Below are 22,449 nucleotides of genomic sequence, written 5' to 3'. Positions count from 1 at the left end.
CGGATGTGTACTTGTTCGATGATTTCCCGATGGTAATCATCTTCGGGGTGGCGCAATACGATTGATGTTGGGGAATCCTGGATCGCGAGGAATGTATTCGCGATAGTTTCCGTGGAACCCCCACGTATCACCTGTCGGGCGCGTTGAGCACGCCCGACAGGTGCCAAGGCGCTGGATGGCCAATGGCTTCGTGATCACATCGAATCGCACCGCAATTGCATTCGCCGCGACGTGGGCGAAACGCATCCTGATCTGTGACAGGACGCATCCTGTTCTGTGGCAGGGCGGCCGGTGTGCGGTCCGACGCTTTTGCGCAACGTCTCCAGGATGCGCCTCCCAATCCCGTGTGTCAAGCGATTGAGATGCGTGCAGAAAAAGGCCGGGGCCCGTTTTCCGCGTGGTGCGGAAAACGGGCCCCGGCTGCTGTGCGGGTGGCTTACCCCGCGACGGTGAGTACCACGTCCGCGAGGGCAGGCGCCTCGTCGCGCTCGGGCACGACGGCGGAGACGAGGATCTCGTCGCCCTCGCGCCACATGCGTACGCGCAGCGTCTCGCCCGGGAACACGATGCCGGCGAAGCGCGCCTTGAAGCCCTTCACCTTCGTGGTGTCGCTGTCGAGCATCGCGTCGACGACGGTCTTGCACGTGATGCCGTAGGAGCACAGGCCGTGCAGGATCGGCTTGTCGAAGCCGGCCGCCTTGGCGAACTCCGGGTCCGAGTGCAGCGGGTTGCGGTCGCCGCACAGCCGGTACAGCAGAGCCTGCTGGGGCAGGATCGGCGCGTCGACGACGGCGTCGGGCTCGCGGTCGGGCAGCTCCACCTTGCTCGAGGGGCCGCGCTCGCCGCCGAAACCGCCCTCGCCGCGCGCGAAGATCGACGACCGCGCCGTCCACAGTGCGTTGCCGTCGGCGTCGACGGTCTCCGCCTCCTGGACGATGACCGCGGCCTTGCCCTTGTCCCACACCTCGGCGATCTTCGTGGTGGTGCGCCCGGTGCCGTTCGCGGGGATCGGCCTGTGCACGGTCACCTCCTGGCTGCCGTGCACCACCTTGGCCAGGTCGATGTCGACGCCCGGGAACTGCACCTTCGGCGGCTCCGAGGCGTGGAAGGTGGCGGCCACGGTGGCGAAGGTGGGCAGCACCTGGGAATCGTCGTCGCGCAGGTACCGCAGCTCGGCGGGGTCCACCGGCCGCGCTCCCGCGCCCACGCCGAGGTGGTAGAGCTGCACGTCGGAGCTGGTCCAGGAGAACTCCTGGGCGGGCAGCTCCGCGCCGACGGCGATGTTCGGATCAATGGGCATGGGAAGCCTCCTCGGCCTTGCGCTTGTTGTCCTTGTCCACCAGGTCGAGCACCGCGAGGTAGCCGAACGTCATGCCCGGGCCGATGGTGGCGCCGGGGCCGGCGTAGGTGTGGCCCATGACCGGGGAGCTGCAGTTGCCGGAGGCGTAGAGGCCTTCGATGACGCTGCCGTCCTTGCGGAGCACCCGCGCCGCGGTGTCGGTCATGACGCCGCCCTTGGTGCCCAGGTCGCCCGGCACCATCTTGATGGCGTAGTACGGCGGCTTGCCGATCTCGCCGAGCGATGGGTTCGGCTTGTTGAGCGGGTCGCCGTAGTAGTGATCGTAGGCGCTCTCCCCGCGCTGGAAGTCGGGGTCCCTGCCGTCGCGGGCGTAGCCGTTGAAGGTGGTGACGGTGTCCTGCAGCGCGTCGGCCGGCACGCCCATCTTCTCGGCCAGTTCGGCGATGCTGCCGGCCTTGACGATGACGCCGGACTTGAACCAGCGGCCGGGGAGCTTCTGGCGCGGCGGGATGCCGACGAACGAGTAGCGGTTGCGGTAGCGCGTGTCCAGCACGAGCCACGCGGGGATGTTCTCGCCCGGGCCCTCGCCCTGGCCCCACTTGCCGCCGTACATCGCGTGCGTCGCCTCGACGTAGGGCGCGGACTCGTTGACGAACCGCTGGGCCCGCTCGTTGACCATGATGCAGCCGGGCAGGCTGCGCTCGGACAGCGCGAACCAGGGCCCGCCGGTGAGCGGCATGGACGGGCCCCACCACGCGTCCTCCATGAAGCCCAGGTCGGCGCCCAGGCGCAGCGCGGCCTCGATACCCGCGCCGGTGTTGGCCTTGGCGCCCACGGTCCAGTCGGCGCCGATGGGGGCGCGCTGATACTTCTGGCGCATCTCCGCGTTGTGCTCGAAGCCGCCCGAGGCGAGGATCACGCCCATCCGGGCCCCGATGGTCTCCTCGGAGCCGTCGGCCTTGCGGACCTTGACGCCGGTGACCTTGTCGCCCTCGGTGACCAGGTCGGTGAGCTCGGTGCTGAGCAGGATCGGCACGCCCGCCTGCAGCAGCCCGCCGCGCAGACCCGCCATGAGGGCCTGGCCGCGCACCAGCAGGTGCTTCTTGCGGGCCTTGGCCGCGAGGAAGCGGAGACCCACCTTCATCGCCTGCACCGGCCCGCGCGGGTGGCGCATGAGCAGGTTGAGCCACTTGTAGTCGGCCTGGGTGATGACGAAGTTCGGCGGGGCCTTGACGTAGTCGGGTTCGAGGTTCTTCAGCTCGTCGCCCAGCTTGTGCCCGTCGAAGGGCACGGGCTCGACGCTGCGCCCGCCCGCGCGGCCGCCGGGGGCCTCCGGGTAGTAGTCGGAGTAGTTGGTCACCCAGCGCAGCTCCAGGGGGGAGTTGGCGAGGACGAACGAGAGCATTTCGGGCCCGCGCTCGAGATAGGTGTCGATGCGGTCCGGATCGACGGTGTCGCCGATGATGGAGTGCAGGTAGGTCCGGGCCGCCTCCGGGGTGTCCTGGACGCCGTCGCGGCGCAGCACCTCGTTGTTGGGGATCCAGACGCCGCCGCCGGAGCGGGCGGTGGAGCCGCCGTAATTCTCGGCCTTTTCGATGATGACGGCCCGGAGACCGTTCTTCGCGGCGGTCAGCGCGGCTGTCATGCCGGCGCCGCCGCTTCCGACGATCACGATGTCGTACTGCTGCTCGGTCATGTAGAACAGGTTATAGAACGGTCGTGGCGCACCGCCAGGGCCCATACCCGTGAGCCCGATTCTGGCCCCATGACCGGCCCCGACGCGACATTCGGGTACCGGCCAGCGGGACGGGCCCGGTCCGGGCATCTCCTGCGCGACCCGCGTTCCGCTTGCGCCTCTCGGGCGCCGGACCCCGTCGTCGTGCGAGGAAACGGTGCGCGGAGCGGCGGCGCGGAGTGGCGGCGCGGAGTGCCAGACTGGCAGGGGAGCGTCCGCACCCGGATCAGGGGCGGCGGCCGCCCGGAGGGGAGCAGCCGGACACATGGAGCCGAAGGAGCCGGGCGGCAGGGATCAGCGCGGCAGGGATCAGGGTGGCGGGGATCAAAGCGGCGGGGCGCAGCGCGGCCTGCTCCCGCTCGACGGCATGACGGTGGTGGCGGTGGAGCAGGCCGTCGCGGCGCCGCTGGCCACCCGGCACCTGGCCGATCTGGGGGCGCGGGTGATCAAGATCGAGCGGCCGGGCACGGGCGACTTCGCCCGCCACTACGACACCGCCGTAAAGGGGCTGGCGGCGCACTTCGTCTGGCTGGGCCGGGGCAAGGACTCGGTGGGGGTGGACGTCAAGGACCCGGACGGCCTCGACGTGGTGCGCCGGCTCGTCGCGGGCGCCGACGTGTTCGTGCAGAATCTGGCGCCGGGCGCGGCGGACCGCCTGGGCCTGGCCGCGGGGGTGTTGCGCGGCGACCCGCTGCGCGCGGGCAGTCCGGAGCTGGTGACCGTCGACATGTCCGGGTACGGCGACTCCGGCCCCTACCACGACCGCAAGGCCTACGACATGCTCGTCCAGTCGGAGGCCGGGCTGGTGTCCATCACCGGCACGCCGGAGGCGGCGGCGAAGACCGGCATCCCCTCGGCCGACATCGCCGCGGGCATGTATGCCTTCTCCGGAGTTCTCGGCGCCCTGTTGCGCCGCGAGAGGACGGGGAAGGGGGCGGAGGTGTCGGTGTCGATGTTCGATTCGCTCGTGGAATGGATGGGCTACCCGATGTACACGGCCCTGTACTCGGGGGCGCCGATCGCGCGCACCGGCGTGGCCCACCCGTCGATCGCGCCCTACGACGGTTACCCCACCGCGGACGGCGAGGTGCTGATCGGCGTGCAGAACGACGACGGCTGGCGGGCACTGGCCACCCGGGTGCTGGGCAGACCCGGGTTGGCCGACGAGCCGCGCTACGCCACCAATGTCGAGCGCGTGCGCCGGCGCGCGGAGGTGGACGCGGCGGTGGCGGAGGCCACGCGCACGTTCACGACGGCGGCGCTGCTCGAGGTGCTCGGGCGGGAAGGGATCGCGGCGGCGCGCCTGCGGGACGTGCAGGGCATGGTGGCGCACCCGCAGCTGGCGGCGCGCGGCCGGTGGCGCAGCGTGGGCACGCCGGCGGGCCCGGTGGACGCGGTGCTGCCGCCGATCGGCATCGCCGGCACGGAGCCTGCGATGGGCGACGTGCCGGGGCTGGGGCAGCAGACGGACGAGGTGCTCGCCGGGATCGGCTTCGGCCCTGCACGGATCGTCGAGCTCCGGGAAAGGGGAGTGGTGCAATGACCGACGGCACACCGCCCGCGGTGTTCACGGAGATCGCCGAGCACTGGCGGCCGGCGCCCGCGGTGGCCGAGGAGGTGCTGCCGCCCTGGCCCGCCGCGGCCCTTGCCGCGCTGCTGGGCGCCGACCCGCCCGCCGAGGACGGGGGCGCGCTGCCGCCGCTGTGGCATGAGGTGTACCTGCGCGACCGCCCGCGCATCGCCGACCTGGGGGAGGACGGGCACCCGTCGGGCGGCCCGCTGCTACCGCCGATCCCGCGGCGCCGCCGCATGTTCGGCGGCGGGCGCATCATCGTGCACGCACCGCTGCGCATCGGCGAGCGCGTGCGCCGCACCAGCGCCGTCCGGTCCGTGCGGGTGCGGCACGGGAGCAGCGGATGGCTGCTGTTGGTGACCGAGCGCCACGTGTTCGAGGCGGGCGGGCGCCTGCGCGTGGAGGACGAGCGCGACATCGTCTACCGCATGCCCGGCGACGTGCGCGGGGCCGGGGCCGGTGCCGGGGTCGTGCGTGTGGGCGTGGGCGACGAATCAGCGACGGGCACCGCGTCCGCGGCGGAGGCGCCGGCGCCGATCCTGCGGTTGGACGCCGACGAGCGGCTGCTCATGCTCGTCAGCGCGCTCACCTACAACCCGCACCGCATCCACTACGACCGCGACTACGCGACGCGCGTCGAGGGGCATCCGGGGCTGGTGGTGCACGGGCCGCTGCTGGCGTTCGAGGGCATCGAGGCGGCGCGGCGGATCGACGGCCGGTACCCGGACCGGGTGGACTACCGCCTCACCGCCGCGGCCCATCCGGGCGCGCCGGTGGACTTCGCCGCGGCGCCGGCGGACGGCCCCGGAGACGGCCCGATCCGCACGGAGCCGGGCTCCGTGCGGATCGGGGGGCGCCAGGGCGGCCGTCTGTGCATCCGCGTCGACGCGGCGTGGGACGGGGCCGCCGGAGCGGGTGCGGGGGCCGTCAGCCCGCCGGAGTGACGGTCTCCTTGGCCCAGCGGTAGTCGGCCTTGCCGCTGGGCGAGCGGCGGATGGCGTCGACCACCACCAGCGAACGGGGCGCCTTGTAGCCGGCGAGCAGCGGCTTGAGATGGGTGCGCACATCCTCCAGCGTCGGCTCGTCGAAGCCGTCGCGCAGCTGGACGACGGCGGCCACCGACTGCCCGAACTTGGGGTCGGGCGCGCCGGCGACGAGCGTGTCGAGGATGGCCGGGTGACTCTTGAGCGCCTGCTCGACCTCCTCGGGGAAGACCTTCTCGCCGCCGGTGTTGATGCAGCCGGAGCCGCGGCCGAGCACGATGATCGACCCGTCGGCGTCCACCTTGGCCATGTCGCCGAGCACGGAGAAGCGCACGCCGTCCTTGACCGGGAAGGTCGCACGCGACTTGGCCTCGTCGCCGTAGTACTCCAGCGGCACGTGGCCCCGCCGCGCGAGGTAGCCGATCTGGTCGGACCCGGGGGCGATGGGGTCGAGCAGCTCGTCGACCACGATGGTGTGCTCGCTGGCCTGCAGCCGCAGCACGCCCTCCTCGTCCATGTTCACCACGCCGTCCGCGCCGGACTCCGACGCGCCGAAGCTGTCGCGGATGAGCAGGTTCGGCAGCACCTCGAGGAGCTTGGCCCGCGAGGACTGCGACCAGATGGCGCCGCCGGAGGCGACGGAGAACAGTGAGGAGACGTCGTACTCGTCGGGATTCGCGACCAGCTCGTCCACCAGCGGCACGCCCATCGCGTCGCCGACGATCATGAGGATCTGGATCTTCTCGCGCCCGGTCAGCTCCAGCGCCTCGACGTGGTCGAAGTTGCGCATGAGCACCTGGCGGGCGCCGATGAAGAACATCTGGAACAGCGAGTACATCGCCGCGCCGTGCATCAGCGGGGCCGTGACCAGGATGGTGAGCTGCGGGAAGTTCGCCGCCGCCTCGGTGAGCGCCTCGGCGGTGTGGTGCGGGTCGCCGTACGGGTTGCCGCCGGAGAGCGCGGCGTAGTAGAAGTCCTCCTGCCGCCAGACGACGCCCTTGGGGTGTCCGGTGGTGCCGCCGGTGTAGATGATGAAGCGGTCGTCGGCGCTGCGCGGCGCGAAGTCGCGCTCGTCGCCGACCTCCGCCAGCGCCTCGGAGAGCGCGCGCACCGCGACGCCGGCCGCGGCGCACGCCTCGGCCAGCTCGGCGGTGGGCGTGCCGACGACGAGGACGGCCTTGAGGTCCGGGCAGTCCGGCACCACGTGCGCCACCAGCGGCGCGAACTCCTCGTCGACGATGAGCAGCGCCGAGCGCGAGTTGGTGTACAGGTAGGCCAGCTCGGCTTCGGTGTACCGGTAGTTGATGTTCACCGGCACCATGCGGACCTTCAGCGCGCCGATCACCGACTCGATGTACTCGACGCTGTTGCGCATGTGCATCGCGACGTGCGCGCCGGTGTCGATGCCGGTGGCGGCGATGGCGTGCGCCAGCCGGTTCGACTCGCGGTCGAGCTGCGCGAAAGTGAGCCGCGTGTCTTCGAAGACCAGCGCCTCGCGGTCGTCGAGCTTGTCGGCAAGCGCCTCGAAGAGGTCGGCAAGATTCATGGACTACCCATCTCTCATCGTGTGAGGGCTACTCGTCGTAGGAGACCTTCACGTGGTCGGACTTCGGCAGTGACTGGCACCCCAGGTAGATGCCCTCTTCAATGTCTTCGGGCTCGAGCACCTCGTTGGTGATCATCTCGACCTCGCCCTCGAGGACCATGCACGCGCACGCGCTGCAGGCGCCCTCGCGGCAGGAGAACGGCGCGTCGAGGCCCTTGCTCAGCAGCAGGTCCAGCAGCTTGGTGTTGCGCGGCCACGCGTACTCGTAGGTCTCGCCGTCGAGCGTGACCTCGACGGACGCGTTGTCTGTCGCGTCCTCGTCGGACTCCTCGACGACGATCTCGGCGAACGGGTCGCCCTCGATCGACTGGAACACCTCGATGTGCACGCGGGCGTGCGGCATCGCGAGGTCCTCCTTGAGCGCCCCTTCGGCGGCCGACATGAACGGCCCCGGCCCGCAGATGAAGGCGTCGCGGTCGGCGAACGGCTTGGCCAGCGCGGCGATCGTCGCCCGCGACGGCAGCCCCTGCAGCGTCTGCAGCCAGTGCAGCACGGTGAGGCGGTCCGGGTACTGCTCGCCGAGCTCCCGGAGCTGGTCGGCGAAGATCACCGAGTTCTCGTCCCGGTTCGCGTACAGCAGCGTCACATTGGCGCTGCCCTTGCGCAGGGCCGACTTGAGGATGGACATGACCGGCGTGATGCCGCTGCCCGCGGCGATGAGCAGCAGATCATGGTCGAGGTCCTTCGGCACGAACATGCCCGACGGCTGCAGCACGTCCACCTGCATCCCCGCCGCGGCGTTGTCGCACAGCCAGTTGGATGCGTAGCCGTCCGCCGTGCGCTTGACGGTGACGGTGAGCTCGTCGTCGGTGAACGGCGAGCTGGACAGCGAGTAGCTGCGCGCCACCGAGCCGGTGAGGTCGCTGGGGACGCGCAGAGTGAGGAACTGGCCGGGCGCGTACTCGAAGCGCTTCGCGAGCGGTCCGGGCACCGCGAAGACGAGCGAACGGGCGTCGTCGGTCTCCGCGATCACGCGCGCCAGCGACAGCGAGTGCACGTGGCTGCCCACGAGTCCGCTCCCGGACGCGGCGGTCCGCACGCCGGAGCCGCCTGCGGCATCGTCCGAGCCTGCATCCTGCGGGGTGGGGTCCGGGTTGGCGGGTTGAGCCTCTGGCATCCTCGTTCAGTCCTTCATCGTGTCTGCTGACCCGGCGGCCGGGTCGTCTTCTTCGGGCACCTCGACACGGCCCGCCCGAACAGCATGCACTATCGAAGAGTCCAGGTCCGGGCACCCGTCCCGCAGGGCGGTCGGGGTGCCCGTGCCGGCCCACTCGGCGAAACGCGGGCACGTCGCGGCGGGCTCATCCTGCCATTGCACGCTGGTGTGCTGCGCAGTGAGCTTGCGTACCAGCACCTCGGTGCCGCAGCGTTCGCAGGCCACGGGGACCATCGCGTCCACCATGTAGCGGCGCCGGTCCTCGTCGGTGGCGCGGTGCAGTGCCGCGCGCTCCGCGGGATCGGTGAAGGTCCGGGCCTTGGCCCAGCCGCCGCCGGGGCCCTGTCGGCCGCCCATCGCGCTCAGACCTCGACCTGACGCCGGGTGGCCTGTTCGGCAGGGGTGGGGCCGGCAGCGTCGTCGTCGGCGGCGTTGTCACCGTCGGCCGCGCCCTCCTCGGCGCGCATGCGTTCGAGGTTCTCGGCCACCTCCTTCTCCCAGTACTCGTTGGCCTTCGTGGTGTCCACCTCGTACTCGAAGCGCTGCGTCATCTCGTCGGTCACCTCGGCCTTGTCGACGTAGAACTGCTCGTACCAGCGGCGCATCTGGTAGACGGGGCCGTCGTTGTCGCACAGCAGCGGGTTGTCGATCTTCGACTTGTGCTTCCAGATCTCGACGTCCTGCAGGAAGCCCTCGCTGATGCCCTCGGTGAACTTCTCGGCCAGCTTGTCGGCCAGCTCGTCGGTGACGCCCTGGGGCTTTTTCACCATGACGCCCCACATCAGCACGAATGAGTCCTGCGTGACGGGGTAGTGGCAGTTGATCAGCACGGACTCGACCTTGAACCCGCTGTAGACGTTGGTGAGCGGGTTGATCATGTAGGACGGACCGTAGTAGGCGGCCACCGACTCGAGCAGCGTGTCGCCGCCGTACTGCGAGGCCATTCCGATGTCCGGCCGGCCCTTGGTGGTGAGCCATTGCGAGGCGACCTGGCCGTCGAAGATGTTCTTGAAGTACGTCGGGAAGGCGTAGTGGATGTAGAAGAAGTGCGCCATGTCCACGACGTTGTCGACGATCTCGCGGCAGTTGGAGCCGTCGATGACCATCGAGTTCCAGGTCCACTCGGTCCACTCGTCCGAGCCGACGCCCTCGATCTCGGGGATGTAGTCCTCGGGCGCCCCGCCCTCGGGGTCGTTCCACACGAACAGCTGGCCGTTGCGCTCGAGCGTGGGCCAGGCCTGGGTGCGGGCGCGCATGGGCACGCGCTTGGCGTAGGGGATGTCCTTGCACTTGCCGTCGCCGCCCCAGCGCCAGTCGTGGAACGGGCAGGCGATCTCGTCGCCCTTGACGGTGCCCTGCGACAGGTCGCCCCCCATGTGCCGGCAGTACGAGTCCAGCACGTTGAGCTCGCCCCGGGTGTCCTGCCAGACGACGAGCTTGCCGCCGAAGGCCTCGATCGAATGGGGCTTGCCGTCGCGGAAGTCCTTGGCCAGGCCCAGGCAGTGCCAGCCGCGGGCGAACCGCTCGGGCGTTTCGCCGACATCGATGTGCCGGACGTGGTCCGAGGTGTCCGTGGTCGCCATCGCTCTCACATCCTTCTCCGGTAGTGCGGTGCTCTCGCGTCCTCCGGCACGGCGGGCAGGGCGCAGGGCGGTTCCGCTCCGCGGGGGACGGCGGAACCATAGTAGAACATGTTGTAGAACAGGTTATAGAAATCATACGCCCCGAGGCAACGTCCCACCCACCAGTGGGCCCGGCGTGCGGCCGGGCGGGATGTGGAACGGTGTGCTGAGGCGGCGCTCGACATGAATGAGAACGTGTTCTAGTCTTGGCCCGGTCGCGGGCCCGCCGCCGGGGCGGACAACGGGCGACAGACGGGAGTTCTACGGTGAGCGGAATCGACGAGCGCATCGGGCGGGAGCACACCGCGTCGTGGCAGGATCCGGCCGCCCTCGAGGTGCTCGGGCGTGTGCGTGCGATGCTCCCCGCCGTGCGGGCGCGGGCCGACGAGGCCGAGGAGCTGCGGGTGCTCCCGCAGGCGACGATCGACGAGCTGCAGGAGGCCGGGTTCTTCCGACTGCTGCAGCCCGCGCAGTGGGGCGGCCTCGAATCCGACCCCGTCACCTTTTACACGGCGGTGCGCGACCTCGCGGGCGCCTGCGGCTCCACCGGATGGGTCGCCGGCATCGTCGGCGTGCACAACTGGCACCTGGCCCTGTTTCCGCAGCAGGCGCAGCAGGACGTGTGGGGGGCCGACCCGGACGTGCGCATCTCGTCCTCCTACGCCCCGATGGGCTCCGGCGAGGTGGTCGACGGCGGCTACAAGGTCAACGGCGCGTGGGCGTGGTCGTCCGGCAGCGCGCACGCCGACTGGGCAGTGGTGGGCGGCCCGGTGATCAAGGACGGCCGGGCCGTCGACTTCGTCAGCTACCTGATCCCGCGCTCGGACTACCGGATCGACGACGTCTGGCATGTGGTGGGCCTCAAGGGCACCGGGTCCAACACGCTCGTCGTCGAGGACGCGTTCGTGCCGGCGCACCGCGCCCTGAGCTTCAAGCAGATGACCGACTACGCCGCGCCGGGGCTCGAGGTCAACACGGCGCCGCTGTACCGCATGCCGTGGGGGACCATCCACCCCACTGTCATCTCCACGCCCATCGTCGGCATGGCCTACGGCGTCTACGACGCGCACGTGGAGCACCAGGGGACGCGCGTACGGGCCGCCTACGCGGGGGAGCAGGCGAAGGACGACCCGTTCGCGAAGGTCCGCGTGGCGGAGGCCGCCAGCGACATCGACGCGGCCTGGCGCCAGCTGTCCGGCAACCTCGCCGACGAGTACGCGTGCGTGCTCGGCGGCGAGACGGTGTCGATGGGCATGCGTCTGGCGGCGCGCCGCGACCAGGTGCGGGCCACCGCGCGGGCCATCGCGTCGATCGACCGGCTCTTCGAATCGTCCGGAGCCACGGCGCTGCAGTCCGGCACGGTGATCCAGCGGCTCTGGCGGGACGCGCACGCGGGCCGGGTGCACGCGGCCAACGACGCGGAACGCGCGTACGTGATGTACGGCGGCGCCGAGTTCGGCCTGCCGGTCAACGACAGCATGGTCTGATCCGGGACACCCGGACACCGAGACAACCGAGGAGACGAACGCGATGAGCATCCGTGCGCTGGGATACCTGCGTATCGAGACCACCGACATCGAGGCCTGGCGCGAGTACGGCCTCAAGGTTCTCGGAATGGTCGAGGGCAAGGGCGCCGACGAGAACAACCTGTACCTGCGCATGGACGACTTCCCCGCGCGCCTGGTCATCGTGCCCGGTGAGCGCGAGCACCTCGCGTCGGTCGGCTGGGAGTGCGCCAACGAGGCGGGGCTGCAGGACATCCGCGACCGCCTCACCGCGGCCGGGTGGGACTTCGAGGAGGCCACGCCGGAGGAACTCGCCGAGCGCCGCGTGGTCGACATGATCAAGACCCACGACGCCACCGGCTACACCCTGGAGATCTTCTGCCAGGTGGCGCTGCAGCACCGCCGCGTGGTGAGCCCGTACGGGCACAAGTTCGTCACCGGCGACCAGGGGCTGGGGCACGTGGTGCTCGCCACCGACGACGACGCCGCCGACCTGAAGTTCTACCGTGACGTGCTGGGCTTCAACCTGCGCGACTCGTTCCGCCTGCCCCCGCAGGTGGCCGGCCTGCCGGCCGAGCACGATCCGGTGTGGCTGCGTTTCCTCGGCGTGAACCCGCGCCACCACAGCCTGGCCTTCGCGCCCATCAAGGGGATGTACCCCACCGGCATCGTGCACCTGATGCTCGAGGTGGAGAACAGCGACGACGTCGGCCTCTGCCTGGACCGTGCCGACCGCCGCAAGGTGCCCATGGCCGCTTCGCTGGGGCGCCACGTCAACGACCAGATGCTGTCGTTCTACATGAAGACGCCCGGCGGATTCGACCTCGAGTTCGGCTGCGAGGGCCTGCAGGTGGAGAATGACGAGGATTGGATCGCGCGGGAGAGCACCGCGGTCAGCCTCTGGGGCCACGACTTCTCGATTGGACGCAAGTAGACATGACGGACGCACCCGCGGAAATCGACGGCAGGGCGCTGCGCAACCTCATCGGCAACTTCGCGACCGGCATCACGATCATCTCGACGATGTCGGAGGACGCGCCGGTGGGCTTCGCCTGCCAGTCCTTCAGCTCCCTGTCCCTCGATCCGCCGATGGTGCTGTTCTGCCCCATGAAGACCTCGCGGTCGTGGAGCGCCATCGAGGCGGCCGGGCGCTTCGGCGTGACCATCCTCGCCGAGGACCAGCAGGACGCGTGCGCGGTGTTCGGTTCGCGCAACCCGGACAAGTTCGCCTCGGTGGACTGGCACCGCTCGCCGGGCGGCATGCCGATCCTCGACGGCGAGCTCGCCTGGATCGACTGCACGGTGGAGAACGTCGTCGACGGCGGCGACCACCACGTGGTGTTCGGCCGGGTGCAGGCCTTCGGTACGGGGGAGCCCGACAAGCCCCTGCTGTTCTACCGGGGCCAGTACACGGGGATCGAACCGGACAAGTCCGTGCCCGCACCGTGGCGCGCGGACCTCGAGGAATTCCTGTTCACCGCCGGCACCAACGACACCTGGCTCTGACGACGTCACGGCGAAGGCGGCCCGGCTGCGGAGACGCGGCCGGGCCGCTTCGCGCCGGTACCCCGGGTCACAGTCAGATCGGCGCGGTGGCTTAGCGTGGAGCCATGGCTGCTGCGCGGGGACACGACGAACAGGCTCCACCGGTGGGCGCGGCACGCGCGCTGACGGTCTCCACCTCCACCGCGCCGTTCACCTGGCATTGAACGCTGAGCCGGATGGCCAAGCGCATCCGCCGGCTGGCGCGCGTCGCGGTCAAACCGGTGATGACGTTCTGGCCGATGACCGAGCGCGGCATCGACGTCATCGAACGGGCCGACCACTGGGCGGAGTCCCGGATACCGCACCCGGCCGGCGCCGACATCACCGACGTGCTGCTGGGCGGGGTGCGCTGCGAACGGACGATGCCGCGCACGCCCGCGACCGACGCGTTGGCCGGGGGAGCGGTGCTGTACCTGCACGGCGGGGCGTTCCTGTTCGGCGGGCCGTCGACGCACCGGGGCGTGTGCGTGCTGCTCGCCAAGGCCGCGGGCGTGCCCGTCTACTCCGTCGAGTACCGCCAGCTCCCCGCGGGGCCGGTGTCCGCCTCGGTGGCCGACGCGGTGACGGCGTACACGGCGCTGCTGGAATCGGTGGACGATCCGGCCCGCGTCATCGTCGGGGGCGACTCGGCCGGGGGATACCTGGCGATGAAGGTCGCCGAGATCGCGGCGATGCGCGCGATCCGCCGCCCGGCCGCGGTGATCGGCTATTCGCCGCTGCTCGACCTGGTGCTGGGTGAGAATGATCCCGGGTACTTCCGCCGCGACGCGTACCTGCCGACGCGCCCGCTGGAGAAGCTGCGCGAGCGGTGGCTGGACGGGCCCGACACGATCGAGGGCGAGCAGTCGCCCGTCGACGTCGACCCCGCGCTGTTCCCCCCGGTGTTCCTCTCCGCCGCGGAGTACGAGCTGCTCCGGCCCGGCGTCGAGGTGATGACCCAGCGGCTCCACGATGCGGGGGTCCCCGTCGAGACGCACCTGTGGGTGGGGCAGGTGCACGCGTTCCCGGCCGTCGGCCCGCGTCTTCCCGAAGCGCGCGAGATCGTCCGTCTCTCGGTGGATTTCGCGCGCAGGGCGGTGGAGGGCCGGTCGGAGGACGCGGACGAGGGGCGCTGCGCGTAGGGGCGAGTGCGGGTGCCACGACGATCGAGCCGGCGGTGGACTGACACCGCTCCCCGTCACAGGTCCAGGCGCAGCCTGTCGTCGGTGCACCGTGACACGCAGATCAGCATCTCGCCGCGCTCGCGCTCGGCGGCGGTGAGGACGCTGTCGCGGTGGTCGACGTTCCCGGACAGGGCGGTGGCCTTGCAGGTGCGGCAGTAGCCCTGCCGGCACGAGTACGCGGTGTCCGGCAGCGCGTCGAGCACGGCCGACAGCACGGTGCGGTCCGCGGGCACCTCGATGGTGCGGCCGGACCGGGCCAGCTCCACGGTGAAGGGCGCGCCGTCGGAGACCGCCGGCGCGGAGAACCGTTCGCAGTGGAACTCGACGTCGGTCCGGGTGCGCAGGGCGTCGAGGATCCCGGCGACCATCGGAGGCGGACCGCAGCAGTAGACGGCCGTCGAGACGTTCAGGGCACCCGGTGTTCCGCGTTCTGCGGGCCCGGTTGCGGAGAGCCCCAACAGTTCCTCGGGCGTGGGCAGTCCGTCGTTTTCATCGTCGGTACGGATCCGTGCCCGCGGGCCCAGGGCCGTCACCTCGGCGGTGAACGGCAGGGCGTCGCGGCAGCGGCCGGTGTGGATCATCGACCAGTCGACGCCGAGCGCGTCGGCCATGCGCGCCATCGGCAGGATCGGGGTGATGCCGATGCCGCCGGCGATGAGCCGGAGCCGCCCGGCCGGTGACCCGTGCCCGGGGGCGACGAACGCGAACGCGTTGCGCGGGCCGGAGATGGTGACGGGGGTGTTCTCGGTGAGCGTCGTGTGCACCTCGAGCGAGCCGCCGTCGCCGTCAGGGATCAGGCGCACGGCGATACGGTAACCGCTGCGGTCGGCCGGATCGCCGCACAGCGAGTACTGGCGCAGTCGTCCGGAGGGCAGGTGCAGGTCCAGGTGGGCGCCGGGGTGCCACACCGGCAGTGGGGCGCCGTCGGCCGCCGCGAGCGTCAGCTCCACCACGTTCTGGTCGTGTGCCACCACGCGGCGGTGGGTCACGATCAGCGCGAGCGTGCCGTCGTCCTGCGGGCCGGTGTGCGATGCGCGCGGCGCCGAGCCCGACGTCCAGATGTAGGCGCCGATGACGGTGTCGAGCGTGCGCAGGACCGGGTCGACGCGCGCGCGGCCGTGGAGGCTGGGCGGGGCCTGCGGGCGGCGGGCGCGGCGCACGGCGTGGCGGCCGGGCATCAGATCTGCGCCGCCGCGCGTGCGGAGGGCGACGCGGCGAGGTAGGCGAGCGCCTGCGCGGTGTCGCCGACGGATTCGGGGGAGTAGCCGGGGGTCAGGCAGATCGCGGCGCTCCGCAGCAGCCGGGGGATGCGGGGGAAGGTGCCGCGGCGCATCGAGCGCACCAGGCGCCGGCCGATGCGCAGGTAACCCATGGTGGGGAGATCCGGGTCGGCCCGGACGAGGTACCGGGTGTTGCGGAGGATGAGCGCGAGCAGCGCGCCCACCCCGACGACCATCGCGATGTTGCGGCGCACGTAGCCGACGCCCATGTGGACGACGACATCGTGCGCCACGTTGCGGTGTTCGACCTCCTCCGCCCCGTGCCAGCGGAACAGGTCGAGCATCTGCAGGTCGGTGTCGTGCTCCTCGAGCGGGGCGTTGAGGATCCAGTCGCCGAGGAAGGCGAACAGGTGCTCCAGGCCGCCGATCAGCGCCGCGCGCTCGATCAGGTGCTGCCGCGCGCGCCGCGGGCTCTGGCCCGGCCGGGGGCCCACGACGACGCGGAACAGGAACTCCGACTGGCGGATCAGCGGCGCCGGGTCGATGCCGCGGGCCCCGTAGACCTCGTGCAGCACGATCTCGTGCGTCTCGGCGTGCATGGACTCCTGGCCGATGAATCCCAGCACGTCGCGGCGCAGGGCCTCGTCGCCGATCAGCGGCAGCAGCTCGTGGAAGGCGGCACAGAACATCCGCTCGCCTTCCGGCAGCAGGAAGTTCAGCGCGCCGATGGCGTGCGAGGCGACGGCGTCGCCGGGGATCCAGTGCAGCGGCGTGCGCGACCAGTCGTGTTCCACATTGCGCGCGCGCAGCTCGACCCGGCCCGGGGTACGGGTGCTCGCCTCGTCCGCCATCGGATGCCTCCCGTGGTCCTGCCATGCTCCTGTATGTGACTGAACGTAACGTGTATGCCTCGACGATACGACATTCGCGCTGGATGGGAAAGCGCCGACGCGAGGTGGACGCGCGGACGACAATGGGCGTGCGGGGGCACGCGAGCCGACGGAGGGAGTGCAATGGCGGTGGGGCGACACATGGATCGGTACGAGCACGCGGGGATGACCTTCGAACTGGTCGACAGCGCGGCCGGCACCGCCGACGGGGCACGCGCACCCGTCGTGCTGCTCCACGGCTTTCCGCAGACGGCATCCTGCTGGGCCGCGGTGACGCCGATACTGAACCAGGCCGGCCACCGCACCATCGCGGTCGACCAGCGCGGGTACTCGCCGGACGCGCGCCCCCGCGGCAGGCGGGCGTACCGGCTGGAACTGCTCATGGCGGACGTCGTCGCGCTCATCGAACGGGTCGGCACCGGCCCGGTGCACGTGGTCGGTCATGATTGGGGCGCGGCCGTCGCGTGGATGCTCGCGGCCAACCGCCCGGACCTCGTGCGCACGCTCACCGCGGTGTCGGTGCCCCACCCCGGTGCGTTCGTGCGCTCGATGCTGTCGAGCACGCAGGCGGTGCACTCGTACTACATGGCCCTGTTCCAGGTGCCCCGGCTGCCGGAGTGGGTGGCGCGCCGGCTTCCGCGGGTGTTCGACCGCATGCTGCGCCGCACGGGGATGACGGACGCGATGGTGGCGCGGGTGCGCGCCGAGGTCATCGATGCCGGGGCCTTGACCGGCGCGATCAACTGGTACCGGGCGATGCCGCTGACCAGCCCGACGATGATGAACCGGCCTTCGCGGGTCCCCACCACCTACGTGTGGAGCGACGGCGATGTGGCGCTCACCCGGCGCGGCGCCGAGCTCACGGCCGAGTACGTGGCGGCCGACTACCGCTTCGAGGTGCTCGAGGGCGTGAGCCACTGGGTGCCGGAGGAGGCCCCGGACGCATTGGCGCGCCTGATACTCGCGCGCGTGCAGGAGTGACGAGAGCCGCTGCGCGCGCATTCGCGCGACACAGCGCGCGCAGCGAGAGAACCGACGCGCGGCGGGGTCCGCACAGGCAGTGCCCGTGCGGACCCCGCCGCGTCCAGGTGAGGCCGGCCGCGGGGCCCCGTGCGACGTCTAGGTCAGGCCCGCCGCCGGTTCGAGCAGGTGCAGCTGCTCGCGCGGCTGGCCGAACAGCTGCGCGCAGCCGTGCGCCCGCTTGAAGTACAGGTGCGCGTCGTGCTCCCAGGTGATGGCGATGCCGCCGTGCAGCTGGATCGCCTCGCCGGCCACCTGCTGGAAGGCCTCGGCGCAGTAGGCCTTCGCCGTCGCCGCGTCCACGGGGGAGAGCGACTCGGCGGCCTTGTAGGACATCGACCGCGCGGTCTCCACGAGCACGTAGAGATCCGCCATGCGGTGCTTGAGCGCCTGGAAGCTGCCGATGGCCCGGCCGAACTGCTTGCGCTGCTGCGTGTACTCCACGGTGAGCGCCAGGAGCCGGTCCGCGGCGCCGACCGCCTCGCCGGACAGCGCCACCTGCGCGATGGCGAGGACCCTGTCGAGCACCTCGGCCCCCGTGGCCAGCGGGGTCGCCGGGGCGGCCGAGAACCGCACCCGCGACAGCGGCCGCGTGGGGTCCATCGCCGGGGTGGCGGTGCGCTCGACGCCCGCCGCGGACGGGTCGACCTCGAACAGGCCGGGGCCCTCGTCGGTACCGGCTGCCACGAGCAGCACGTCTGCGCGGTCGCCGCCCAGCACGTAGTAGGTGTCGCCGGTCAGCGTCCACCGGTCGCCGGCGGACTCGGCGCCCACCTCGAGATCGTCCGAGCCCCAGTAGCCTTCGTAACCCGACCAGCACAATGCCGCGGTGGTCTCGCCCGCCGCGATGCCGGGCAGGATCCGCCCGCACGCGTCGTCGTTGCCGGTGGCGAGCAGGGCCTGCACGCAGATGACGGCGCTGCCGAGCATGGGTGAGGGCACCAGGCCGCGTGCGAGTTCCTCGAGTACGAGGTGCGATTCGACGTAGCCGGTGCCGATGCCGTCGAATTCCTCGGGCACGGCGAGAGCGGCGACCCCGATCTGCTCGCACAGCAGCGACCAGAGCGTCGCGTCGTAGCCGGCGTCGGACTCCGCGGCGGCCCGGACGGCGGCGCTGTCCGCGCGCTTGGCGACGACGTCCCGGACGGTGCGGGCGAGCTCGCGCTGCTCGTCGCTGAACGGGCCCGCCTCGGACAGGCTGATCGCGGTGTTCTTGCCGGCCATGATTACAGCGCCTCCATGATGCGGCCGCGGTGGTCGGCCGGGGTGCCCCAGGCCGTCACCAGCGCGCGGGTCTTGGTCAGCAGCAGCGACAGGTCGTGCTCCTGGGTGTAGCCGATGGCGCCGTGCACCTGCAGCGCCACGCGCGACGAGTGGTAGGCCGCCCGTCCGCAGGCCAGCTTGGCCGCATGGACGTCGCGGCGCGCGGTGGGGGCGCCGTCGCGCACGGCCATCGCCGCCGCGTACAGCAGCGGGCGTGCCATCTCGACGCCCACGGCGACCTCGGCGACGAGGTGCTTGACGGCCTGCTGGCTGCCGATGGCGCGGCCGAACTGCTTGCGCTGCTTGGCGTACTCGACGGTGGCGTCGAGCATCGCCTGGCCGAGCCCCTGCAGCTGCGCCGCGGTGGCGAGCGCGCCCAGGTCCTGCGCGGCGGCGAGCACGCCGGCGTCGACGGTGCCCAGCTGTGCGCCCGCCTCGGTGGCGTACAGGTGCCGCGCCCGGTCCACCGACTGCGCGCGTGCGCCCGGTTCGCCCAACGCGACGACGGCGCCGCCGTCGGCGGGATCCACGCGCAGCACGGTCGCGGCGGTGCCGGCGTCGACGGCGTACGGCGTGGCGGGCGGCGCGGCGACGGTGGCCAGCGCGCCCTCGGACAGGGCGCCGAGGCGGTCGGGCGCCACCGCGGCGAGCAGGGTGGGGGCCACCGCGAGGGTCTCGGCGACGGGGCCGGGGACCCCGTAGTAGCCTAGCTTCTCCGCGGCGACGATGAGGAACAGCGCGTCGGCGCCCATCCCGCCGTCGTCCTCACCGATGAGCAGGCCGTTGACGCCGGTCTCGGCGAGCCGGCCCCACAGCGCCGTGCCGGGGGCGGCGTCGCCGTCGGACCATGCGCGGATGACCGCGGGCGAATCCGCCTTGCTCAGCAGCGAGTCGAGCGACGCGGCGAAGTCGTCGTGGATCTCTTCCAGTGCAAATCTCATCGATCCGCCTTCGGTAGGCCGAGGAGACGCTCGGCGATGACGTTCTTCTGGATCTCGTTGGTGCCCGCGTAGATGGGGCCGGACAGGGAGAACAGGTACCCGTCCTGCCAGGGGCCCATCACCTCCGCCTCCGGGCCCAGCAGGTCCAGGGCGGTCTCGTGGGTGGCGACGTCCCAGTCGGACCAGAACACCTTGTTGATCGAGGATTCGGCGCCAAGAGCGCCGCCCGATTCGAGGCGGGTGACGGTGGCCCACGTGCTCAGCTCGTAGGCGCGGGCGCCCACCCACGCGTCGACGACCCCGTCGCGTAGCGCGGTGTCCGCGGCATCGACGGCGCCGGAAGCGATCTGCGCGCGGTAGGTGTCCAGCAGGCGGTCGGTGGTGGCGAGGAAGCGGCCGGGGGCGCGCAGCGACAGCCCGCGTTCGTTGCTCGCGGTGCTCATGGCCACGCGCCAGCCGTTGTCGACGGCGCCGATCACGCCCGACTCGGCCGGGGACGCGGGGTCGTCGGGCACGAACACGTTCTCCAGGAACAGCTCCGCGAAGCCGGGTTCGCCGTCGAGCTGGTCGATGGGGCGCACGGTGACGCCCTCGGAGCGCAGGTCGAACATGAAGTAGGTGATGCCCGCGTGCTTGCGCTCGGCGTTCGGGTTCGAGCGGAACAGCCCGAACCCCCAGTCGGCGAAGGCCGCGCGGGAGCTCCACGTCTTCTGCCCGTTGAGCAGCCAGCCGCCCTCGGTGCGCGTGGCGGTGGAGCGCAGTGAGGCCAGGTCGCTGCCGGCCTCCGGCTCGGACCACGCCTGCGCCCAGATGTCGTCGGCGCGGGCCATGCGCGGCATGATGCGGTCGAGCTGGCCGGGGGAGGCGTGCTCGAACAGCGTGGGGGCCAGCAGGAAGATGCCGTTCTGGCTCACCCGGCCCGGCGCGCCGGCGCGGTAGTACTCCTCCTCGAAGATCACCCACTGCTGCAGCGTCGCGTCACGCCCGCCGTACTCGGCGGGCCAGGAGACGACGGACAGCCGGGCGTCGGCGAGCGTGCGCTCCCACGCGCGGTGCGCCTCGAAGCCCTCCGCCGTGTCCATCGACGGCAACGGCTGCGCAGGCACGTGCTCGCGCAGGAAGGTGCGGACCTCGTCGCGGAACGCGACGGTGTCGGCATCGAATTCGAGATCCACTGTCGGATACGTCCTTTCGATTCAACTCGGGTCCCGCGCGGCGGCGGCCCGGAAGGTCAGTCGAGGGCCCGGAGCTCGTTCTTGAGCACCTTGCCGGAAGCGTTGCGCGGCAGGACGTCCACGAACCGCACGGAACGCGGATTCTTGAAGTTGGCCAGGTGCTCGCGGCAGTACGCCAGCACCGCGTCCTCGGTGAGCTCGTGCCCGCGCCGGACGACGATGAATGCGCAGCCGACCTCGCCGAGCCGCTCGTCCGGAACGCCCACCACGGCGGACTCCGCGACGGCGTCCATGCGCGCCAGCTCGTTCTCGATCTCGGCGGGATAGACGTTGAAGCCGCCGGAGGTGTACATGTCCTTGAGCCGGTCGGTGATGTCGAGATAGCCGCGCTCGTCGAGGGTGCCGACGTCGCCGGTGTGCAGCCAGCCGTCCGCGTCGATCGTCTTGGCGGTGGCCTCCGGGTCGTCGAGGTAGCCGAGCATGACGTTCTCGCCGCGCACGAGGATCTCGTCCTTGTCGCCCAGGCGGACCTCCATCCCGGGGATCGCGCGGCCGGAGGTGGTGGACACGGTGACCGGGTCGTCGTCGGTGCGGCACATGGTGACCACCACGGCCTCGGTCTGGCCGTAGGCGGTGAGCACCGCGTCGAAGCTCAGCTCGTTCTGCATCTTCTCCACCAGCGGCACCGGCACGGCCGCCGCACCGGTGATCGCCACGCGCAGCGAGCTCATGTCGAGCTTGTCGCGGTCCGGGTGGTCGAGGATGGACTGGTAGATCGTGGGCACGCCGGGGAACACCGAGATGCGCTCGCGGGCGACGATGTCCATCACCGCGGGCACGTCGAACACGGCCATCGGCACCATCGTGGCCCCATGCAGCAGGCACACCAGCATTCCGGCTTTGTATCCGAAGGTGTGGAACAGCGGGTTGATGATGAGGTAGTTGTCGTCCGAGGTCATCTCGGCGCATTCGCCCCACGCGTCGGCGATGCCCATCGACTGGCGGTGCGCGGTGAGCACGCCCTTGCTCTTGCCGGTGGTGCCGGACGTGAACAGGATGTCGCACAGGTCGTCCGGCAGCACTGCGGCCGCGCGCGCGTCGACGGTGGCCTGGTCCACAGCCTCGGCGGCGATGCCGAGCGCATGCCAGTCCACCACCTCGCCGTACGGAAGCGCGGGCACGGACACCTCGCCGCCGCTGCGCAGCGCGCCGCCCATGGCGGGGGCGCGCACGATCAGGCCCAGCTCCGGCAGGCCGTCGGGGCCGGCGGCCTCGACCAGCTCGGCGAGGCGGTCGAACCCGAGGAACTTCTCCGGTGCGACGAGGGCCTTCGCGTGCGTGCGCTGGATGAGCTCCAGAGCCTCGTGCCCGGTGTAGCGGGTGTTGATGGGCACGATCGCGGCACCGACGTAGTGGGCGGCGAGCGCCGCCTCGATCCAGTGGTGGGTGTTGGGGGCCCACAGTGCCACGCGATCGCCGGGCTCCACGCCCTTGGCGGCGAGCGCGCGTGCCACGAGCCGCACCCGCTCGAGCAGCTGCGCGTAGGTGATGCGGTCGTCGCCGTCCGCCACCGCGAGGGAATCCGCGAACAACTCCGCGGCCCGGGTGAGGGCCGCGGGCGTGGTCCGGGGGTGAGCTGAATGGTCGCCGGCCATCCGCGGGTCGATGCTCAAGGGGCCTCCTCGGTTCGATTCGCTCGCATGGCCAGGCTACACGGCTACACAAGCAAGTGCTTGGTAGGGTACCGTATCG

19 protein-coding genes are annotated in these 22,449 nt (G+C 71.3%); 7 read left to right on the top strand and 12 right to left on the bottom strand.

The genetic code is table 11. The features are described from left to right. Positions 1-436: 436 nt before the first annotated feature. Positions 437-1,300, bottom strand: coding sequence for a MaoC/PaaZ C-terminal domain-containing protein (locus H4F70_RS16030; RefSeq protein ID WP_182357904.1), 864 nt, complete (start codon positions 1,298-1,300; stop codon positions 437-439). Beyond that, complete coding sequence (kstD, locus tag H4F70_RS16025) at positions 1,290-2,996, bottom strand: 3-oxosteroid 1-dehydrogenase (RefSeq protein WP_182357903.1); 1,707 nt, start codon at positions 2,994-2,996, stop codon at positions 1,290-1,292. The genes H4F70_RS16030 and kstD overlap by 11 nt, the downstream gene beginning before the upstream one ends. Positions 2,997-3,402: 406 nt before the next feature. Between kstD and H4F70_RS16020 the strand changes: the two genes are divergently transcribed. After that, complete coding sequence (locus H4F70_RS16020; RefSeq protein WP_235681585.1) at positions 3,403-4,578, top strand: CaiB/BaiF CoA transferase family protein; 1,176 nt, start codon at positions 3,403-3,405, stop codon at positions 4,576-4,578. Further along, a complete protein-coding gene (locus tag H4F70_RS16015) occupies positions 4,575-5,552 on the top strand; it encodes an HTD2 family dehydratase (protein WP_182357901.1) in 978 nt (325 codons plus the stop codon). The genes H4F70_RS16020 and H4F70_RS16015 overlap by 4 nt, the downstream gene beginning before the upstream one ends. Here H4F70_RS16015 and H4F70_RS16010 read toward each other — a convergent pair. Genes H4F70_RS16010 through H4F70_RS15995 form a run of 4 tightly spaced genes read right to left on the bottom strand, consistent with a single transcriptional unit; the run spans position 5,536 to position 9,936 of the window. After that, entirely contained in the window at positions 5,536-7,137 is a 1,602-nt protein-coding gene (locus H4F70_RS16010; RefSeq protein ID WP_182357900.1) for an acyl-CoA synthetase, read from the bottom strand. The genes H4F70_RS16015 and H4F70_RS16010 overlap by 17 nt on opposite strands. Before the next feature lie 28 nt (positions 7,138-7,165). Next, positions 7,166-8,314: a ferredoxin--NADP reductase gene (locus tag H4F70_RS16005; RefSeq protein ID WP_182357899.1), complete on the bottom strand. Its 1,149-nt coding sequence runs from the start codon at positions 8,312-8,314 to the stop codon at positions 7,166-7,168. Between the two features lie 6 nt (positions 8,315-8,320). After that, positions 8,321-8,710, bottom strand: coding sequence for a hypothetical protein (locus H4F70_RS16000; RefSeq protein WP_182357898.1), 390 nt, complete (start codon positions 8,708-8,710; stop codon positions 8,321-8,323). Positions 8,711-8,715: 5 nt separating this feature from the next. Further along, entirely contained in the window at positions 8,716-9,936 is a 1,221-nt protein-coding gene (locus H4F70_RS15995; RefSeq protein ID WP_182357897.1) for a 3-ketosteroid-9-alpha-monooxygenase, oxygenase component, read from the bottom strand. Positions 9,937-10,310: 374 nt separating this feature from the next. Between H4F70_RS15995 and hsaA the strand changes: the two genes are divergently transcribed. The 4 genes from hsaA (at position 10,311) to H4F70_RS15975 (ending at position 14,146) form a co-directional block, all read left to right on the top strand. After that, positions 10,311-11,462 carry a 3-hydroxy-9,10-secoandrosta-1,3,5(10)-triene-9,17-dione monooxygenase oxygenase subunit gene (gene hsaA, locus H4F70_RS15990; protein ID WP_372497638.1) on the top strand — a complete coding sequence of 384 codons (1,152 nt, stop codon included), beginning with the start codon at positions 10,311-10,313 and terminating at the stop codon, positions 11,460-11,462. 43 nt (positions 11,463-11,505) lie between these two features. Continuing rightward, positions 11,506-12,414, top strand: a complete 909-nt coding sequence (gene hsaC, locus H4F70_RS15985; protein WP_182349005.1) for an iron-dependent extradiol dioxygenase HsaC — start codon at positions 11,506-11,508, stop codon at positions 12,412-12,414. A gap of 2 nt (positions 12,415-12,416) precedes the next feature. Beyond that, a complete protein-coding gene (gene hsaB, locus H4F70_RS15980) occupies positions 12,417-12,986 on the top strand; it encodes a 3-hydroxy-9,10-secoandrosta-1,3,5(10)-triene-9,17-dione monooxygenase reductase subunit (RefSeq protein ID WP_182357896.1) in 570 nt (189 codons plus the stop codon). Between the two features lie 215 nt (positions 12,987-13,201). Then, on the top strand, positions 13,202-14,146 hold the full coding sequence (locus H4F70_RS15975; RefSeq protein ID WP_182357895.1) for an alpha/beta hydrolase: 945 nt from the start codon (positions 13,202-13,204) through the stop codon (positions 14,144-14,146). A gap of 56 nt (positions 14,147-14,202) precedes the next feature. Here the strand turns inward: H4F70_RS15975 and H4F70_RS15970 are convergent, their stop codons facing one another. Both H4F70_RS15970 and H4F70_RS15965 read right to left on the bottom strand, forming a co-directional pair. Then, positions 14,203-15,366, bottom strand: coding sequence for a PDR/VanB family oxidoreductase (locus H4F70_RS15970; protein ID WP_182357894.1), 1,164 nt, complete (start codon positions 15,364-15,366; stop codon positions 14,203-14,205). Beyond that, positions 15,366-16,259 carry a metal-dependent hydrolase gene (locus H4F70_RS15965; RefSeq protein WP_182357893.1) on the bottom strand — a complete coding sequence of 298 codons (894 nt, stop codon included), beginning with the start codon at positions 16,257-16,259 and terminating at the stop codon, positions 15,366-15,368. Before H4F70_RS15965 ends, H4F70_RS15970 begins: the two co-directional genes overlap by 1 nt. Positions 16,260-16,421: 162 nt before the next feature. Between H4F70_RS15965 and H4F70_RS15960 the strand changes: the two genes are divergently transcribed. Then, positions 16,422-17,279: an alpha/beta fold hydrolase gene (locus H4F70_RS15960; RefSeq protein ID WP_235681157.1), complete on the top strand. Its 858-nt coding sequence runs from the start codon at positions 16,422-16,424 to the stop codon at positions 17,277-17,279. A 138-nt stretch (positions 17,280-17,417) separates the two neighbouring features. On the opposite strand, the gene H4F70_RS15955 is transcribed toward H4F70_RS15960, so the two are convergent. The 4 genes from H4F70_RS15955 to H4F70_RS15940 are packed head-to-tail and all read right to left on the bottom strand — an operon-like array spanning position 17,418 to position 22,352. Continuing rightward, complete coding sequence (locus H4F70_RS15955) at positions 17,418-18,542, bottom strand: acyl-CoA dehydrogenase family protein (protein ID WP_182357892.1); 1,125 nt, start codon at positions 18,540-18,542, stop codon at positions 17,418-17,420. Positions 18,543-18,544: 2 nt separating this feature from the next. Next, positions 18,545-19,522: an acyl-CoA dehydrogenase family protein gene (locus H4F70_RS15950; RefSeq protein ID WP_182357891.1), complete on the bottom strand. Its 978-nt coding sequence runs from the start codon at positions 19,520-19,522 to the stop codon at positions 18,545-18,547. Further along, positions 19,519-20,697, bottom strand: a complete 1,179-nt coding sequence (locus H4F70_RS15945; protein WP_182357890.1) for an acyl-CoA dehydrogenase family protein — start codon at positions 20,695-20,697, stop codon at positions 19,519-19,521. The genes H4F70_RS15950 and H4F70_RS15945 overlap by 4 nt, the downstream gene beginning before the upstream one ends. Before the next feature lie 56 nt (positions 20,698-20,753). Next, positions 20,754-22,352: a FadD3 family acyl-CoA ligase gene (locus H4F70_RS15940; RefSeq protein ID WP_182349022.1), complete on the bottom strand. Its 1,599-nt coding sequence runs from the start codon at positions 22,350-22,352 to the stop codon at positions 20,754-20,756. Positions 22,353-22,449 lie beyond the last annotated feature (97 nt).

The sequence above is a fragment of the Tomitella gaofuii genome (assembly GCF_014126825.1).
Taxonomy (GTDB): domain Bacteria; phylum Actinomycetota; class Actinomycetes; order Mycobacteriales; family Mycobacteriaceae; genus Tomitella; species Tomitella gaofuii.
This window is presented reverse-complemented; position numbering and strand designations above follow the sequence as displayed.

Excerpts from the sequence above, each read along its gene's own strand:
- H4F70_RS16030 (WP_182357904.1), bottom strand. The coding sequence starts at position 1,300 with ATGCCCATTGATCCGAACATCGCCGTCGGCGCGGAGCTGCCCGCCCAG.
- kstD (WP_182357903.1), bottom strand. The coding sequence starts at position 2,996 with ATGACCGAGCAGCAGTACGACATCGTGATCGTCGGAAGCGGCGGCGCC.
- H4F70_RS16020 (WP_235681585.1), top strand. The coding sequence starts at position 3,403 with ATGACGGTGGTGGCGGTGGAGCAGGCCGTCGCGGCGCCGCTGGCCACC.
- H4F70_RS16015 (WP_182357901.1), top strand. The coding sequence starts at position 4,575 with ATGACCGACGGCACACCGCCCGCGGTGTTCACGGAGATCGCCGAGCAC.
- H4F70_RS16010 (WP_182357900.1), bottom strand. The coding sequence starts at position 7,137 with ATGAATCTTGCCGACCTCTTCGAGGCGCTTGCCGACAAGCTCGACGAC.
- H4F70_RS16005 (WP_182357899.1), bottom strand. The coding sequence starts at position 8,314 with ATGCCAGAGGCTCAACCCGCCAACCCGGACCCCACCCCGCAGGATGCA.
- H4F70_RS16000 (WP_182357898.1), bottom strand. The coding sequence starts at position 8,710 with ATGGGCGGCCGACAGGGCCCCGGCGGCGGCTGGGCCAAGGCCCGGACC.
- H4F70_RS15995 (WP_182357897.1), bottom strand. The coding sequence starts at position 9,936 with ATGGCGACCACGGACACCTCGGACCACGTCCGGCACATCGATGTCGGC.
- hsaC (WP_182349005.1), top strand. The coding sequence starts at position 11,506 with ATGAGCATCCGTGCGCTGGGATACCTGCGTATCGAGACCACCGACATC.
- hsaB (WP_182357896.1), top strand. The coding sequence starts at position 12,417 with ATGACGGACGCACCCGCGGAAATCGACGGCAGGGCGCTGCGCAACCTC.
- H4F70_RS15975 (WP_182357895.1), top strand. The coding sequence starts at position 13,202 with ATGGCCAAGCGCATCCGCCGGCTGGCGCGCGTCGCGGTCAAACCGGTG.
- H4F70_RS15970 (WP_182357894.1), bottom strand. The coding sequence starts at position 15,366 with ATGCCCGGCCGCCACGCCGTGCGCCGCGCCCGCCGCCCGCAGGCCCCG.
- H4F70_RS15965 (WP_182357893.1), bottom strand. The coding sequence starts at position 16,259 with ATGGCGGACGAGGCGAGCACCCGTACCCCGGGCCGGGTCGAGCTGCGC.
- H4F70_RS15960 (WP_235681157.1), top strand. The coding sequence starts at position 16,422 with ATGGCGGTGGGGCGACACATGGATCGGTACGAGCACGCGGGGATGACC.
- H4F70_RS15955 (WP_182357892.1), bottom strand. The coding sequence starts at position 18,542 with ATGGCCGGCAAGAACACCGCGATCAGCCTGTCCGAGGCGGGCCCGTTC.
- H4F70_RS15950 (WP_182357891.1), bottom strand. The coding sequence starts at position 19,522 with ATGAGATTTGCACTGGAAGAGATCCACGACGACTTCGCCGCGTCGCTC.
- H4F70_RS15940 (WP_182349022.1), bottom strand. The coding sequence starts at position 22,352 with ATGGCCGGCGACCATTCAGCTCACCCCCGGACCACGCCCGCGGCCCTC.